This window comes from Chryseobacterium sp. S90 (assembly GCF_047444895.1).
Classification (GTDB): Bacteria; Bacteroidota; Bacteroidia; order Flavobacteriales; family Weeksellaceae; genus Chryseobacterium.
In genome coordinates, this window is the sequence record NZ_JBLGCX010000006.1 from 171,025 (window position 1) to 187,353 (window position 16,329).

Sequence of the window (16,329 nt, forward strand, 5' to 3'; positions counted from 1 at the left end):
GAGTTAGTAATTAGTTTATTAAAACTTCGCGAATTTAACACTTTTTAAGACATGAAAATCATTTTAATGTGGTATGCTGTAAATCATACTATTTATTATTAAATCCCCTTTTATTTATATTGAAATTCATTTTATTCCGGTGTAAAATTATCTTCTGACAGCGACAAAACTTGTCGCATTAAAAACAAAAAAGGGCCAACTCAAAAGAATTGACCCTTCCAAAAAACATTAACTGTTTATTGATAGAATTATGATGTTTTATTTCCAGCCTCCACCTAAACTTTTATAGATGTCAACGACTGTGCTGAGCTGTTTTTGCTTTGCCTCAATAAGTTCCATTTTGGCATCCAAAGCATCTCTCTGGTTCAAAAGAACTTCAAGATAATCTGCTCTGGAATTACGGAATAACTGATTGGCAATATCAATAGACTGATCCAGGGCTTTAGTTTCCTGAGATTTCAATTGATAATACTGATCTATATTTTTAACCTTTGACATCAGATTGGCAACATCCAGATAAGCATTCAAAATGGTTTTATCATATTCGTACAACGCCTGAACCTGTTTTGCATCTGCTGTCTGGAAATTCGCTTTTATGGCACTTTTGTTAATAAGCGGTCCTGCCAATTCACCTGCCAGATTATAAGCAATGGATTCAGGTAATTTAACAAGATAAGATGGTTTGAAAGCCTCCAATCCCAATGTCGCAGAAATTTCCAAAGAAGGATAAAACTCTTTTCTTGCTGCTTCCACATCCAGCTTCGATGCTTTTAATTCCAGTTCCGCCTGCTTGATATCGGGACGGTTTGCCAATAACTGTGATGGAATTCCGGTATAGACTGTGGGAGGAATCGTAGACATGAAGTTTTCCTTTGTTCTCACGATCGGTTGTGGATATCTTCCTAACAGTGCATTAATTTCGTTTTCCTTCTCAGTAATTTGCTGACGGATTGTATATTCGGCAGCTTTGGATTTCGCCAATTCTGCTTCAAATTTTTTCACTGCCAGCTCTGTTGCAGCTGCAGCTTCTTTTTGGATTTTTGAAATTTCCAACGCTCTTTGCTGAAGCTTGATATACTGTTGTATGATATCCAACTGGTTATCAAGTGCCAGCAATTCATAATAATTATCAGCAACTTCTTCAATAAGATTAGACAGGACAAAGTTTTTACCTTCTACGGTAGAAAGATAATGGGCTACTGCAGATTCTTTTTCGGTTCTGAGTTTTTTCCAGATATCTATTTCCCAGCTTGCATTTAATCCTGCTTCAAAATTTCCCAGCGGATCCGGCATTTCTTTCCCGGGTTCTATTTCTGTAGTAGCATCACCCGCTCCTTCACTGGTATAGCGGCCAGCTTTTTTCAGTCCGGCTCCTATTCCTGCTGAAACAGTTGGAGTAAGTCTTCCTTTTTTAGCTAAAACACCACTTTTCGCAATTTCAATCTCCTGAAGGGTAATCAGAAGCTCCTGGTTATTTTTTAAAGCAGTTTCAATAAGCGTTACCAGGTTTGGATCTGTAAAGAACTGTCTCCACGGAGTTGTTCCGCTATTGTTATTCGCATCCTGCTGTTCTTCCTGATTAAAGTTCTGAGGAATATTTTCTTTTACCTCGTCTTTTATGACAGTCGCCATCGGAGCCTTACAACTTGCGAGTACAAGTGATAGGGCAATGGCGGTGATTATATTTTTAGTCTTCGAATTTTCCATCATGTTCATAAGGTTCAGTTTGTTCTGTTAAAGGATTCTCTTCTTCATATTTTGCCAGTCTGGATTTGTCTGCAATGGTTCCGAAGATATAATACAATCCAGGGATAATCATCAATCCGAAAATGGTTCCGATCAACATCCCTCCTGCTGCTGCAGTACCAATTGTTCTGTTACCAACTGCTCCCGGTCCTGTTGCAATAACCAATGGAATCAAACCGGCAATAAATGCAAACGATGTCATCAGAATCGGACGGAAACGAATGGCAGCTCCTTCAATAGCAGCTTTTGCCACAGGTATTCCCTCTTCGGCTTTTTTCTGTACAGCAAACTCGACAATCAACACCGCATTTTTACCCAAGAGTCCAATCAACATGACCATCGCCACCTGTGCATAAATGTTATTCTCCAATCCTAAAAGTTTTAAGCATAAAAATGCCCCGAAAATACCAACCGGAAGAGATAAAATTACCGGAAGCGGAAGAATAAAACTTTCATATTGTGCCGACAGGATAAGATAAACGAATCCTAAACATACCAGGAAGATAAATACGGCTTCATTTCCACGGCTAACTTCGTCTTTGGAAATACCCGCCCAGTCAATACCAAAACCTCTTGGAAGTGTTTTATCTGCAACTTCCTGAATAGCCTTAATCGCCTGTCCACTACTATATCCGGGTGCCGGAGTACCACTCACCTCTGCAGAGTTATACATATTATGTCTTGTAATCTCAGATAAACCATAGACCTTTTCCAGTCTCATAAAGTCTGAATAAGGAACCATCTGGTCTTTATCATTTTTAACATACAGCTTCAACAGATCTGTTGGTAGAGCACGGTATTGAGGACCCGCCTGAACAATTACCTTATATGGCCTGTCAAAACGAATGAAACTCGTCTCATAGTTGGACCCGATTAATGTGGATAAGTTATCCATCGCTTTTTCAATGGTCACTCCTTTTTGTTCTGCAAGATCATTATCAATCTTAAGCATATATTGCGGGAAACTAGCAGAATAGAAAGTAAATGCAGATCCAAGTTCCGGACGCTTCTTAAGCTCCTTCACAAAGTCATTACTTACCTGTTCCATTTTATGATAGTCTCCACTTCCTGCCTTATCGAGTAAACGAAGTTCAAAACCTCCTGCTGCACCATATCCGGGAACGGATGGCGGCTGGAAGAATTCTATATTGGCACCCGGAATATTCTTCGCTTTTTCCTCAAGTTTTTCTATGATTTCAGCGGCGGATTCTTTACGTTCTTCCCAGCTTTTCAAATTGATCAGACAGGTTCCAGAGTTGGATCCGGTACCTTCTGTCAAAATCTCGTATCCTGCTAAGGATGAAACAGACTGTACACCATCAATGTCTTCAGATTCTCTTAAAAGTTCTTTAGCAATCTGATTGGTTCTTTCTAATGTAGATCCCGGAGGAGTCTGAATAATAGCATAGATCATCCCCTGATCTTCCGCCGGAATAAATCCTGAAGGCAAAGAGTTACTCAGGAAGAATGTACAGGCACAAAATGCTAACAGTAATGGCAACGTGATCGTTTTCTTCGTCACTGTTTTATTCAGCATCTTCTCATATTTTCCAGCTCCTTTTGTAAAGAGGTTATTGAATTTATCAAGGAAAATAGTAACCGGAGTCTTCTTTTTAGGCTTTCCGTGGTTATTTCTTAAGATCAACGCACACAAAGCCGGTGTTAAAGTAAGTGCCACAACCCCTGATAGGATAATGGATGAAGCCATTGTAATAGAGAACTGACGGTAAAATACCCCAACCGGTCCGGACATAAATGCAATCGGAATAAATACGGATGCCATTACCAAAGTAATTGCGATAATTGCTCCACTGATCTCATGCATGGCTTCTTCTGTTGCCTTCAATGGAGAAAGATGTTTTTCTTCCATTTTGGCGTGAACGGCTTCAATGACTACAATTGCGTCATCTACTACAACCCCGATCGCCATTACCAAAGCAAAGAGTGAAATCATATTCAGGGTAATTCCGAATGCGGACATCACAGCAAATGTTCCTACCAATGAAACCGGAACGGCTAATGCCGGAATCAAAGTTGAACGCCAGTCTCCAAGGAATAGGAATACCACTATAGCAACCAAAATAAAGGCTTCAAACAAGGTATGAATTACTTTTTCCATGGATGCATCCAGGAATCTGGAAACGTCATAACTGATGTCGTAATGCATTCCTTTAGGGAAGTTATTTTTTTCAAGATCCTTCATCAATGCTTTTACGTTTTTGATAACGTCGCTTGCATTAGATCCATAGGATTGTTTTACCGTAATTGCCGCAGAAGGCTTTCCATTTAATGTGGAATAAATATCATACATGGAACTTCCGAATTCTATGTCTGCAACATCCTTCAGTCTTACAGATTCACCATCCGGTTTTGCTTTTAGGATAATGTTTCCATAATCTTTTTCATTGTTGAAACGACCCGGATATTTTAATACATATTCGAATGACTGAGAACGTTTTCCTGAACTTTCTCCTGTTTTACCCGGAGAAGCCTCCAAACTCTGCTCATTCAGAGATTCCATTACTTCATCAGCTGAAATATTATAAGCTGTTAATCTATCTGGTTTAAGCCAGATACGCATTGCATATTCACGCGTTCCCAGGATATCGGCAAAACCAACACCGCTTACCCTTCTCAATTCAGACATTACGTTGATATCTGCATAGTTGAAAAGGAACTTCTGGTCAGCTTTAGGATCATCACTATACAAGTTAATATACATCAACATGTTAGGTTCCTCACGTGTGATCTTTACCCCTTCACGTACTACAAGAGGAGGAAGTTTATTCACCACTGAAGATACACGGTTCTGAACGTTTACTGCTGCTACGTTGGGATCTGTACCCAGGTCAAATACAATCTGAATGGAAGCTTCCCCGTCATTTCCGGCATCCGAGGTCATATATTTCATACCCGGAACTCCATTTAATCCTCTTTCCAAAGGGATAACTACGGATTTAATCAACAATTCGTTGTTAGCTCCGGGATATTCTGCGGTAATATTTACTTTAGGCGGAGAAATGGATGGGAATTGTGTCACCGGAAGTTTTACCAATGATAATATCCCCATAAATACAATAATCAATGAGATTACTATAGACAGAACTGGTCTGCGAATGAATTTCTTGAACATACTACTTCATTTTAGAGACCACTACTCTGCTTTTAATTTCAATGATTGAAGAACTTTCTCAGGATTCTGGAATTTTGTTTTCACCTTTTGATCATCCTTCACTTTCTGAACCCCTTCCAAAAGGATCTGATCTCCTTTTGAGATTCCTGAACCTACTACATAAAGATCCGGAAGTTCATAAGCAATTTTGATATTTCGGGATTTAGCGACTCCGTTTTTATCAATGACAAATACATATTTCTGATCCTGAATTTCATAAGTAGCTTTCTGTGGAATAATGAGTGCATTATGAACAGGCATTGACATCTGTATTTTTCCTGTTTCGCCATTTCTCAAAAGCTTATCAGGATTTGGGAACTTGGCACGAAAAGCAATATTCCCTGTTTCATTATCAAATTCTCCTTCAATAGTCTGGATTTCTCCTTTTTGCGAATAGGTTTCACCGTTTGCTGTGATCAGGGATACCTGATTGCTTCCTCTGTCTGCAGCGTGGGTCTGATAGCTTAAATATTCCGGCTCCGAAACATTAAAATAAGTATAGATACTTGTATTATCAGACAATGAAGTCAACAAATCACCTTCATCCACAAGACTTCCCAGTTTCAAAGGAATTCTGTTGATAACACCTGAGAACGGTGCCTTGATATCAGTAAATGAAAGATGGATCTGAGCCAGCTTCATTTCGGCATTGGCAGCATCCAGTTTGGCTTTTGCCATGGCTTTCTCATTTTTAGAAACAATATTGTTTCCTGCTAATGTACTTGCATTTTTCAGTTCGATAGAAGCCTGTTCTACCTCTGCTTTTGCTTTTAATAATTCTGCCTGATACAGTTTAGGCATAATTCGGAACAAGGTCTGTCCCGCCTGCACGTATTGTCCTTCATCTACAAAGATTTTTTCCAGGAAACCTTTTTCCTGTGCTCTTACTTCAATGTTTTTTACAGATTGAATCTGGGCTACGTATTCTTTGTTGATTACTGTATCCATTACTACAGGGGATGTCACCGGATATACGGTAACTTCTTCTTTTTCTTCTTTTTTCTTATTGCAGCCAACCGCCAGCAGAAGGGCACTCAACGCAATTCCCGAAGCAACTCTCTTTATCATAATTCTAGAGTTTATATAAATCGTTAATGTTTTGATAGAAATAAAACGGTAATAAAAGGGGTACGATGTGCCGATTACCAACATATACACAACGTAAAGTATTTCCACCCGAAAATCAGGGCAGAAAGAGAATAGATTGTTTGAATTTTAAATTCTAATGGAACGAATAAGAATAAATCTTTTGGTGGCGAAACCAAGAATAAAGCCATGAATATCAGGTCTAAACCTTTTATGGCTTTTTAATCCAAAAATATAGACCAGGCTGAAAACTCCTGCAAAAACAACAATAGCCTGCCATACATCGGAAAGCTGGAAATCATTTTCGGCAAGTTCTAATGTAGGATTGTCTACAGTATCGGCCATCTGCTGAACAGAGAGTTTTTCAAAAGTCTGATTCAAACGGTTGGCTCTTTTTGGCATATGATGAGAAACATGACCGGAATAGTCATTTCGAAGCGTTTTAACATCAAGTCTGCTTTCTACTACAAAGAGCAGAAAAAGACCGGTTAAAAAGTATACTATAAAGTTTCTCATTTTGAAGTGGCAAATGTACACCCAGATTATGATATTATCATCATGGATTAACAAAATTTAACTATCCTTTAAATTACCTGAATCTAAAAATATGATAAATATTAAATATTTCCTTTATTCAAAGTTAATTCGAGCAATTCTGATATCTCATCTGTGCAAGTTTCAATTTTCAAAAACCAAGCCATTTTTTTTGAATTAAGGAAATTTTAATTTTTAAGTTGTTTCTTTTTTGAACATTTTAATGCCCTGGAACTCTATTTTGAAATTTTTCGTGAACAAACCTAAACTTTATCATAATTTCTGATTATTAACATTAACTTATTGTTACTCTCTTCTTTTTGAATTATTTTTGCCGAAAATTTACACAACAAATGAAAAATGAAAAAAAAGTATACTATATTACTGAAAACAAGTCCGTTAAAATCCCTGAATTAATAACGATTATCCACAATTTTCTACAATAATAATTACTTTCTGTTTCATGAACAATGTTTCAAAAAACAGTGAGTTAAAATTGTATAAATTTAAAATTACTGTTACTTTATGTAAAATTAACATATATTTATTAAAAATATTTGTAAATTTATATAGTATTAATATCACAATTCATGAAACACTTTAAAATCACTTATCACTATGAAAAATTTATTAACACCAATCCTTCTGGGATTGACCATTCTTTCCCTAACAGCGTGTAAACATCCCGGAAAAGAAGCTGAAACCATTACCGCTGCTGCACCCGAAAACACAGATGAGATTTTCAAAGATGTGTATGTTGACAGCTATGGAGAAAAGATAGAAGTAACGATCAACAACACTAAAAATACCGCAACAATACATTTAAACGGTAAAACTTTTGACCTTAAAAAAAGTGATGCTTTACCTGAGTATACGGCCTCCAATGAAGAGTATCAATATTCTGATATTAAAGGAAATATAACTTTCCTTAAAAAGAATGTAGACATGGTACTGTTCCATCTTAAACAGGCAAAAAAACAGTCTGGCCCGGCAAAAATGGCATCGTATTAGCATAAGGACTAGCATTCATCTAAAAAAAATAAGCATTATGAAAAGTTTATATTATTACTTATCGGCACTTGTAATTGCAACATTCCTTGTTGTTTCATGTAAAACACAAAACGCACAAAAAGCGACTACTGATATTACCGGGAAAACCTGGAAACTTACAGAGCTTAACGGGAAACCGATTGATCTTAAAAACCCTAAAAACAATCCTCATTTCAAACTTAATATGGATGGAATGAGATATGAAGGTCATGCCGGATGTAACGGATTTGGAGGAACCTTCGAGATCAAACCTGAAATCATGAGAATAAAATTCAATCAGGGAATGTCTACGATGATGGCTTGTGAAGATCTGGATATTGAAAACCAGTTTACAAAAGCAGTTCTTGCTGCAGATAACTATTCTGTAAATGGAAATACGCTTACATTAAACAAGGCAAGAATGGCTCCTTTAGCTAAATTTGTTCTTCAGTAAGAATTTTTTACAGTAAAAATATAAAGACACCTTTTTAATAGGGTGTCTTTTTCATTAATAATAGGATTACTTTTTTTTATTGTACATTATATAGCAAATCAGAAGGCTTATATTAACCAGAACTGCAAATGAATTTGATAAAATAATTGGCAGTTCATCTTTTTCAAAACCATACCATACCCATAGTGACAACCCCGAAATAAGGACGAGAAGCATGAGCAGAGAAATATCTTCTACATTCTTTTCCCGGATCACCTTTACAAGCTGCGGAATCATCGAAACCGAAGTAAGAAAACCGGCAATGATACCTAATACGTTTACGTCCATAAGTTTTGTGGTTTTGAATCTCTACACTAAGATATACTATTGAAACCTTTTTGATGACACTTCTTCATGCAAAGGGATATCGTTTTCAATGAAACTGAATAAATCGTGTGAGAAATAGCATCCATTCAGAATACCACGGGCTCCCATTCCATTAAAAACATACAAATTGTCCCATGTTTCATGTCTTCCAATGATTGGTCTTCTATCTTTTACAGTAGGACGGAAGCCAAAATGCACTTCTTCCACTTCAAAATCATAGGGATAGAACTCAGAAAGTCCGTTGATCAGTTGAGTAACCGCCGAGTCGTCGATATGGTGATGAAGTTGATCCCTGTCGTAGGTTCCACCATAAAAATAAAGTCCGTTTCCGGTGGGGAATAAGAAGTGTTTCTTTTTAATGGTGATATTTTCCGGAATCGGTTGGGAAAGTTTCACTTTTATATGATGCCCTTTATTGGGAACCACAGCAATTTCTGAAAAGTAAGGATTATCTTTCACTCCCATTCCTTCACAGAAAATAATATTTTTGAAAGAAAAATCTTTATAAACCGATTCAGAAGGGTTCAATTGGGTGTAATTGAATCTTTCTTTTACCAAATGGTCATTTTTTTCTAAATAATTGAATAAACCACTAAAAAATCCATTAACATTGAGTCTGGCAGACTGATTCACCTTTCCGGTCTGAAAATCGTTTTTTACCCCGTTTAAAGAATCAAAATTTTGATCAAGAAAAGCTGATAATTCTTCATTCTCTGATTTTTTTAACCAAAGATTCTGTTCATTCTCATCATGAAAAATCCTATGAATGGGAGCATTGATGAGATAATTTTCTCCGGTATAGGATTCTATTTCTTTGAGACTGTCTTTAAGAAAGTCTATTTGTTCCTGTGCTTTCCAGAAAGTGGTAAACTTCTTGAGAACAACAGGATTGATAATTCCGGCTGAAATCTGTGAAGCACTTTTTCTCCCTTCGGAAAAGACTACAAAGGACTTATTGTTTTTAATCAGCTGATGAGCCAGAAAAAGTCCTGCATATCCGTCTCCTACAATAATATAATCTACATTTTTCATATGAGAAATTTCATTTGTTTAAAGGTCATATGTAACCGCCTATGTCATTGATTATTGATCGGCAATAAGCAAAGGGCAATTTCATAATAAAAAAACCTGAGTAAAAATACTCAGGTTTTCTATAAATATCAAGTGAAATCTAGTAATTCCACATATCATTTTCCATGTCAAGAATCTGTGACTTGATTCTATCGCTTTCTTCAAGCTGTTCATCAGCGTTTTTAGGAATATAGTCCTTAATAGTACCATCTCCTAAGCCGCTTGAAGACTTGTAGATAATAGAAGAGAATCTTCTCGCATTGATGATATCATCAAAAGATAAGTCAGCAGAAGAATTTTTTCTATTGAAAACATAATTATTTGCCAAAATATCACGAGCACTTGGATAATAGATCCAGAATAGGTCGATCAATTCATCAGCACCAGCTAAAGGCTGACCGTCAGGACCAATTCTTCCAACAGATGTAGGATCTGGTCCCATAGCTGCGATACCTAGAGGTCTGTATTTCATTTGACCGTCTCTCTTATCGATAAACCACATACCCATCACTTTAAGAACTTTTACTTTATCAGTTGTTGTTCTGATGATATCTGTTAATCTTTTTTTCTCGTCTTCTGTAAGGGTTCTTCCAGAGTTAAGAATATCGATTGCTTCTTCGTCAAGTCTTATGCTTTCCAGTCTTTTCTGAATTGCTTCAGGTGAAAGTCTTGTCACAAAGTTTTCGTCATCATAAACTTCCTTAATGTCACCTTTAAGAGCTCCATCAAGTAATAATTGATATAAAGATCTTGTAGAGCTTGAAAGAAGACCATCCGGATTGTCATAATAGAATGGCTGGTTGATCTTATCATTCATATCAATGATTTCCCAAACAAACATACTCTTGTAAATATCTTTGTCATCAACGAAACCATATTCAAGAGGCTTTACTTTATTGCTGATAACAGTATCCCCTGCTTTTCTCATTGATTCAGATCTCATTTGTCTGAATTCTTCGGGAGAAGCAGCATTCAGAATAGTTTGGGAAAATGCGAATCCCGAAACTAAAACTAAAAGGGTGCTAATATATTTTTTCATAATATGATTTTACAAATTAACCTTATTGTACATTAATAATTACAGGTGAAATTTCCTTAAGTCTCTGGTTACCCAATCCTGTAGCCGTAGCCTGAATATCATAAATCTGAACTACATCACCAGGTCTAAGGTTTCTAAGCATTCCTTCTGCTCCTGATAGTGAACTACCTTGAATCAGAGTACCTGCTTTTCCTGGAAGCTTGATAATGAAGCTATTTACAGTAAACGAAACCGGGAAGTCAAAGTCAGGTAAAGTAGCTGATACAATCTGGTTAGGGATAGAACCTGCCGGCATAAAGTTTACAGCCTTACCTCTGATCTGACCCTGAGGTCTAGGAATATTTTTAATTCTGTATTCAAATACCTGAGAAACTGTTTTACCATATGGATCTGTTCCTGATAATGTTAACTTCACTACATTTCCTGTAGTAGGAGTTACATCCCATTTACCCGGACCTTTACCTTTTACAGTAGCTCCTGCAGCAGATAATGAAAGTTTAGAATTGTCAGCACCTAAGATTGATCCTGAAACAGGGTTCTCAAGTCCTCTATACATTACGTTCATTTTATCAGCAGAAAGCAATAATCCTTTTTCAAGTTTTACTTCTCTAGGTCCTGCGATTACATTATAAGTATGTGTCCAAGGGAAAGATTGTGGCTTACCTGAAGCATCTGTTAATGTAATTGTACCTCCTAATTTATGTTCACCAATTCCAGATCCTGAAATTTGTGTAATACCTTTACCGTTTTCAACTCTGCTTACACCAGAGATACTGATTTTATTACTGTTAGAATAAGTTCCTAACATTACTTTTACTTCAGCCTGTTTTCCTGCCTGGATATCAACCGGACCTGAAACAATAGGTTCATAGCTTGAGAATTTAATATTCGCATCTACTTTTTCCTGAAGTAATAGTGCCAATGCATCAGACTGAACGTTTCTGGCATCATTTTGGATAATCTCCAAATTAGATATTGCAGCAATTAGCGGCTGATGATAAAATTTATTCTGGAACCAAGTCTTTTCATTTGGAGATGTTCCTTTAGGATACTCCGCAATAAGAGACTTGTTAGCTCTTGCCACCAAATCCTGTAACTGGCTATTGCTTCCAAAAGTAGAATTGATATAGTTTCTTACATCATCAATTTTAGCTTTCAGATCTAATGCATTCTTTGATGGAGTATTTTCATCTCCTTCTTTGAAGAAATATTCAGTAGTTGCTTCGTTGTTGTTAAGTGCAGCAAAGTTTTCACTTACATCAATATCTTTTCCTGTTTTTGGATCTTTATCGTGAAACTCAGATTGTTTTTTCAACAAATCTTTAACATCCTGAGCAGATTTCACCAACGCATCAATTTTGGTTTTCAATACTTTGTACTGAGCCCAAGGCTGTGCATAGGTATCCGGAACTTGCTGAGCCTTAGCTTCCAATGTTCTTTCAAAGATCTTCTCGTTCTTTTTTTCTGTTAAAGTTCTGGTTTCATTCAATGCTCTGGTAGAGTCATAGTATGATCTGATGATTTCTGCATCAATATTTAGGGCCATCATCGCGATGAACACCAAATACATAAGGTTGATCATCTTCTGACGAGGGGTCTGTTTTCCTTGTGCCATTCTCTTTTCTTTGTTTTTTGATTAAGTAGTTAAATTTAGAAATGGTTAGGAATTAAGACTTCATAGCAGTTAGCATACCACCATAAACTCTATTTAAGTTGTTAAGATTAGAAGTTAAACCTTGTAGCTCTTGATTGAATTTCTCAGATTGCTCTGCAGATTTCTGCATATCTGCTACATATTTGTTAGCAAATTCTGATTGTTTTTTACCGCTTTCAAGTTGCATTGCATAAAGAGCGTTCATGCTTTCCATATGCTGAGCAGCTTTATTTAATTGGTCATTATATTTATGAGTAGAAGCAGATACATCAACAGTTTGATTGATCTGATCAACAGAGTTTGAAAATTTATCAATTCCTATTCTCAGTCTTTCAAATAATTGAACATCTAACCTAGCATCCTCAAGCATTTTGTCCAATTTGGTAGAAAGAGAATTTTCTAATTCTGCAAATTGAGCTGCAGCATTGTTATTTCTGGAAGATACATTAGAGTGTAATGGATTTGGGTTAGCATGCTTATCTAATAATTCAGGATAAACATTTTCCCAAGCATAAGACTCTTCAGATTTAGGAGGGTCAAATGCGAAAATGATAAAGATAATCGCCTCAGTAATAAGTCCCACGGTAAGAGCGATGTTACCGTTAATTGGTCCCAAGGTAATGTGAGTAATTTTAAGCCAAGCTCCAAGAATTACAATTGCAGCACCGAATGAATAAAAGAAATTCATCCAAGCATCTTTAGTCTTAAACATATTGAGTTAGTTTTTTTAATGTTAAATAAAATTGTTATTGAAAAATTGTCTGATTAATTTCTGTTAACTCTTCTTGGCTTAACAGCTGCTTCAGGAATATCCTGTACAGTTCTAAATCCGATATAGCTTCTTGCGGAATCTTTTCTTTCCCAATCTCTAGCACCTGTCATTAGTGCATATCCTATATCTTTCCAAGATCCACCTCTTACTGATTTCTTCGTATCCTTTTTATCTTTAGTAGAAGGATTTAATGTAGAAGTGAATCCAGCTGATGAATTGTTAAACGAAGATAATGTCCATTCAGAAACGTTTCCAGCCATATCAAATAACCCAAACCCATTTTTCTTAAATTTCTTAACTGGAGCTGTATATGTATAAGTACCTTTTTTCTCATCTTCCATATAGTTACCTCTCTTCGGTTTGAAGTTAGCAAGGTAACAACCTCTGTCATCCATTAAATATGGACCACCCCAAGGATAAGTAGCATTCTGCATTCCTCCTCTGGCAGCATATTCCCATTCTGTCTCTGTTGGAAGACGGAATACTAATGGTTTTTGTTTTTTTCTTTTTAAACTTTCGTTGTAATCAGATTTCAATTTAGATCTGAAGTTACAATAAGCCCTTGCCTGATCCCAGGTTACCCCTACTACAGGATAGTCTTTATAAGCTTTGTGCCAAAAGTACTGTTCAAACAATGGCTCATTGTAAGCAAAGTGGAAATCTTTTACCCAAACTGTAGTATCAGGATAGATCGCGATACTTTCGCTTTTCAGGTAGTTAGCTCCTCTTTCGTTATCTGCAACTGCCGCATCCATATCTCCCCAACGGTAAGTATACTTAAGCTTGCTTACATCTAAAATTCTTTCGTTTCCAATTCTGGAAGAAGAAGGTAGATACAGAGATTCTAGAACTTCTGCGTATTCTACATCCGGATATTTTGTTGTGCTCCAGTGCAAAGGGATTTTCCAATCTAATCTTTTGCTGGCATCATAACTTCCGTCTTCCCGGCCACCCTGGCCTTCCATATATTCTTGATAAGGTGTTAAATTTTCTTCTTTTTTAGCAAGGTATGCATAATCCCCTATGCTAGCTCCTTTACGTCCGCCTTCATCACCACCTTCTCCGGCAGCTTCAGCAAGTAAAGTTCTCGCGATAGAGTCTCTTACATAGTTGATAAATACTCTGTACTCCGAGTTGGTAGTTTCTGCTTCATCCATGAAGAAAGAAGAAACAGTAACAGTCTTCAATGCTGCTTTTTCAGGAGTATTTGTTGGATCCTGGTCTGCTAAACCAGCAACAAATGAACCTGCAGGAATTGCGACCATTCCGTATGGTCTTTCCGCAACAAATGATTTAGTTTTTTCTCTTGGTATCAATTCTCCTTTTGTTCCTGGCTTCCCTACAGAAGAGCTGCCACCACCTGAACAAGATACCGATGCTACCGACGCAGACAATAATAAAAGAAATATCCTTTTCATGTTAATTTTTATAATTAAGCCGTAAATATATAATTTTTTTAAGAAACTTTTAAGATTTTTTTTGAAATAACGGAAGAAATCTAAATTTATTTTATTTACAACAACTTTTTATTCCACGGTAACAGATTTTGCAAGGTTTCTCGGTTGATCTACGTTTGCCCCTCTATATACTGCAATATAATAAGCAAGCAGTTGCAGAGGTACGGAAGCAACGATTGGTGAGAAACATTCTGAAGTTTCAGGGATTTCAATAACATAATCTGCCATTTCACTCACCTGACGGTCTCCTTTATTCACTACAGCGATAATTTTTCCTTTTCTCGCTTTAATTTCCTGAACATTACTTACAATTTTATCATAGTGACCTTTTTTAGGCGCTATAATTACAATTGGCATATTTTCATCGATCAGGGCAATGGGACCGTGCTTCATTTCTGCAGCCGGGTATCCTTCTGCATGGATGTAAGAAATTTCTTTTAATTTTAATGCTCCCTCTAGGGCAGCCGGATAATTGTATCCTCTTCCTAAATAAAGGAAGTTTGTAGCTTTTACAAAATCTTTTGCAATATTTTGAGTCAGCTCATGGGTCGTACTCAGCACTTCTTCAATTTTCTTAGGAATAGCATCAAGCTCAGCAATTAAGCTCATAAATTCAGCGTTTCCTAAGTTTCCGTTGTGTTTTCCTAATTTAAATGCAATTAAAGTAAGAATAGTAAGCTGTGCTGTAAATGCTTTTGTAGAAGCAACCCCGATTTCTGGACCAGCATGTGTATATGAACCGGCATCTGTAATTCTTGCAATTGAAGAATCTACAACATTACATATACCATATATAAATGCTCCTTTTTCTTTTGCCAGTTTTAAAGCAGCCATTGTATCAGCTGTTTCTCCTGACTGAGAAATTGCGATCACTACGTCTTTATCCGTAATGATTGGATTTCTGTATCTGAATTCTGATGCATATTCTACTTCAACAGGAATTCTCGCATATTCTTCAATCAGATACTCTCCGATAAGACCTGCATGCCAAGACGTTCCACAAGCAATAATGATGATTCTGTTGGCATTTTTGAATCTCTCCACGTGATCCCAGATCCCTGCCATTTTGATCACTCCTTCGTCTACAAGAAGTCTCCCTCTCATTGTATCGTGTACAGACTTAGGCTGTTCAAAGATTTCTTTAAGCATGAAATGCTCGTATCCACCTTTTTCGATCTGCTCCAGGCTCATTTTAAGCTCCTGAATTTCCGGCTCAATTTTAGAGTTATCATTGATGGTTCTGATATCTACTCCATTTTCAAGAGAGATTGTTGCCATATGTCCTTCTTCAAGGTAGATGGCTTCTTTTGTAAATTCTACGAAAGGAGAAGCATCAGAGGCAATAAAATATTCTTTTTCTCCGATACCAATAGCCAGAGGAGAACCTAACCTTCCTACTACCAATACTCCAGGATAATCTTCGTGAAGTACAGTAATAGCATAAGCTCCGTATACTTCATTCAATGCATATCTTACTGCAGTCGGGAAATCCGTTTCAGGATTAATATCCATAAAATACTGAATAAGGTTTACCAATACTTCAGTATCTGTTTCTGATTTGAAAGTAAAGCCTTTTTCAGTAAGCATTGTTTTAATGGTATCATAGTTTTCGATAATACCATTATGTACAATAGCTATTTTTCCATTGTTTGACAAGTGCGGATGGGAATTTCTATCACTTGGAACTCCGTGGGTTGCCCAACGTGTGTGCCCCATTCCAATTTTATATTTCCCTTTTAATTCTTTCGAAATATTCACCAAATCCTCAACCTTGCCTTTTGTTTTTTCTACTTCAAGCTTATTGTTTGAACCTTCTAAAACAATTCCGGCACTGTCATACCCTCTATATTCTAATCTTCTAAGACCATTAATTACAATTTCGTAAGCGTCTTGAAAACCTGTATATCCTACTATTCCGCACATATTATATTTTGTCTAGTGTATTTTGT

General features: G+C 36.6%; 13 protein-coding genes. 2 read left to right on the forward strand and 11 right to left on the reverse strand.

Annotated features, from left to right (window positions below):
- Positions 1-258 precede the first annotated feature (258 nt).
- The 4 genes from ACLMCG_RS16590 to ACLMCG_RS16605 all read right to left on the reverse strand — a co-directional run bounded on the left by ACLMCG_RS16590 (position 259) and on the right by ACLMCG_RS16605 (position 6,520).
- Positions 259-1,716: a TolC family protein gene (locus ACLMCG_RS16590; RefSeq protein WP_047424220.1), complete on the reverse strand. Its 1,458-nt coding sequence runs from the start codon at positions 1,714-1,716 to the stop codon at positions 259-261.
- The gene (locus tag ACLMCG_RS16595; RefSeq protein WP_413960306.1) at positions 1,688-4,879 is read right to left on the reverse strand and encodes an efflux RND transporter permease subunit; all 3,192 of its coding nucleotides are present in this window, start codon (positions 4,877-4,879) and stop codon (positions 1,688-1,690) included. Before ACLMCG_RS16595 ends, ACLMCG_RS16590 begins: the two co-directional genes overlap by 29 nt.
- Positions 4,880-4,900: 21 nt before the next feature.
- Positions 4,901-5,983: an efflux RND transporter periplasmic adaptor subunit gene (locus ACLMCG_RS16600; RefSeq protein WP_047424505.1), complete on the reverse strand. Its 1,083-nt coding sequence runs from the start codon at positions 5,981-5,983 to the stop codon at positions 4,901-4,903.
- A gap of 150 nt (positions 5,984-6,133) precedes the next feature.
- Positions 6,134-6,520 carry a hypothetical protein gene (locus ACLMCG_RS16605; protein ID WP_223601155.1) on the reverse strand — a complete coding sequence of 129 codons (387 nt, stop codon included), beginning with the start codon at positions 6,518-6,520 and terminating at the stop codon, positions 6,134-6,136.
- A 636-nt stretch (positions 6,521-7,156) separates the two neighbouring features.
- Between ACLMCG_RS16605 and ACLMCG_RS16610 the strand changes: the two genes are divergently transcribed.
- The gene (locus ACLMCG_RS16610) at positions 7,157-7,549 is read left to right on the forward strand and encodes a multicopper oxidase domain-containing protein (protein ID WP_223601154.1); all 393 of its coding nucleotides are present in this window, start codon (positions 7,157-7,159) and stop codon (positions 7,547-7,549) included.
- Between the two features lie 37 nt (positions 7,550-7,586).
- A complete protein-coding gene (locus ACLMCG_RS16615) occupies positions 7,587-8,021 on the forward strand; it encodes an META domain-containing protein (RefSeq protein ID WP_223601153.1) in 435 nt (144 codons plus the stop codon).
- A 66-nt stretch (positions 8,022-8,087) separates the two neighbouring features.
- Here the strand turns inward: ACLMCG_RS16615 and ACLMCG_RS16620 are convergent, their stop codons facing one another.
- The 7 genes from ACLMCG_RS16620 to glmS form a co-directional block, all read right to left on the reverse strand.
- Entirely contained in the window at positions 8,088-8,348 is a 261-nt protein-coding gene (locus ACLMCG_RS16620) for a SemiSWEET transporter (protein ID WP_413960307.1), read from the reverse strand.
- A gap of 36 nt (positions 8,349-8,384) precedes the next feature.
- Positions 8,385-9,419: an NAD(P)/FAD-dependent oxidoreductase gene (locus ACLMCG_RS16625; RefSeq protein ID WP_413960308.1), complete on the reverse strand. Its 1,035-nt coding sequence runs from the start codon at positions 9,417-9,419 to the stop codon at positions 8,385-8,387.
- Positions 9,420-9,558: 139 nt separating this feature from the next.
- Positions 9,559-10,497: a gliding motility protein GldN gene (gene gldN / locus ACLMCG_RS16630; protein WP_047382413.1), complete on the reverse strand. Its 939-nt coding sequence runs from the start codon at positions 10,495-10,497 to the stop codon at positions 9,559-9,561.
- A gap of 22 nt (positions 10,498-10,519) precedes the next feature.
- Entirely contained in the window at positions 10,520-12,112 is a 1,593-nt protein-coding gene (locus tag ACLMCG_RS16635; protein WP_309876267.1) for a GldM family protein, read from the reverse strand.
- Between the two features lie 52 nt (positions 12,113-12,164).
- Positions 12,165-12,863, reverse strand: coding sequence for a gliding motility protein GldL (gene gldL, locus ACLMCG_RS16640; RefSeq protein ID WP_413960309.1), 699 nt, complete (start codon positions 12,861-12,863; stop codon positions 12,165-12,167).
- A 53-nt stretch (positions 12,864-12,916) separates the two neighbouring features.
- A complete protein-coding gene (gldK, locus tag ACLMCG_RS16645; RefSeq protein ID WP_223601149.1) occupies positions 12,917-14,341 on the reverse strand; it encodes a gliding motility lipoprotein GldK in 1,425 nt (474 codons plus the stop codon).
- A gap of 108 nt (positions 14,342-14,449) precedes the next feature.
- A complete protein-coding gene (glmS, locus tag ACLMCG_RS16650) occupies positions 14,450-16,303 on the reverse strand; it encodes a glutamine--fructose-6-phosphate transaminase (isomerizing) (protein WP_223601148.1) in 1,854 nt (617 codons plus the stop codon).
- Positions 16,304-16,329: the final 26 nt, after the last annotated feature.

Excerpts from the sequence above, each read along its gene's own strand:
- ACLMCG_RS16590 (WP_047424220.1), bottom strand. The coding sequence starts at position 1,716 with ATGAACATGATGGAAAATTCGAAGACTAAAAATATAATCACCGCCATT.
- ACLMCG_RS16595 (WP_413960306.1), bottom strand. The coding sequence starts at position 4,879 with ATGTTCAAGAAATTCATTCGCAGACCAGTTCTGTCTATAGTAATCTCA.
- ACLMCG_RS16605 (WP_223601155.1), bottom strand. The coding sequence starts at position 6,520 with ATGAGAAACTTTATAGTATACTTTTTAACCGGTCTTTTTCTGCTCTTT.
- ACLMCG_RS16610 (WP_223601154.1), top strand. The coding sequence starts at position 7,157 with ATGAAAAATTTATTAACACCAATCCTTCTGGGATTGACCATTCTTTCC.
- ACLMCG_RS16615 (WP_223601153.1), top strand. The coding sequence starts at position 7,587 with ATGAAAAGTTTATATTATTACTTATCGGCACTTGTAATTGCAACATTC.
- ACLMCG_RS16620 (WP_413960307.1), bottom strand. The coding sequence starts at position 8,348 with ATGGACGTAAACGTATTAGGTATCATTGCCGGTTTTCTTACTTCGGTT.
- ACLMCG_RS16625 (WP_413960308.1), bottom strand. The coding sequence starts at position 9,419 with ATGAAAAATGTAGATTATATTATTGTAGGAGACGGATATGCAGGACTT.
- gldN (WP_047382413.1), bottom strand. The coding sequence starts at position 10,497 with ATGAAAAAATATATTAGCACCCTTTTAGTTTTAGTTTCGGGATTCGCA.
- ACLMCG_RS16635 (WP_309876267.1), bottom strand. The coding sequence starts at position 12,112 with ATGGCACAAGGAAAACAGACCCCTCGTCAGAAGATGATCAACCTTATG.
- gldL (WP_413960309.1), bottom strand. The coding sequence starts at position 12,863 with ATGTTTAAGACTAAAGATGCTTGGATGAATTTCTTTTATTCATTCGGT.
- gldK (WP_223601149.1), bottom strand. The coding sequence starts at position 14,341 with ATGAAAAGGATATTTCTTTTATTATTGTCTGCGTCGGTAGCATCGGTA.
- glmS (WP_223601148.1), bottom strand. The coding sequence starts at position 16,303 with ATGTGCGGAATAGTAGGATATACAGGTTTTCAAGACGCTTACGAAATT.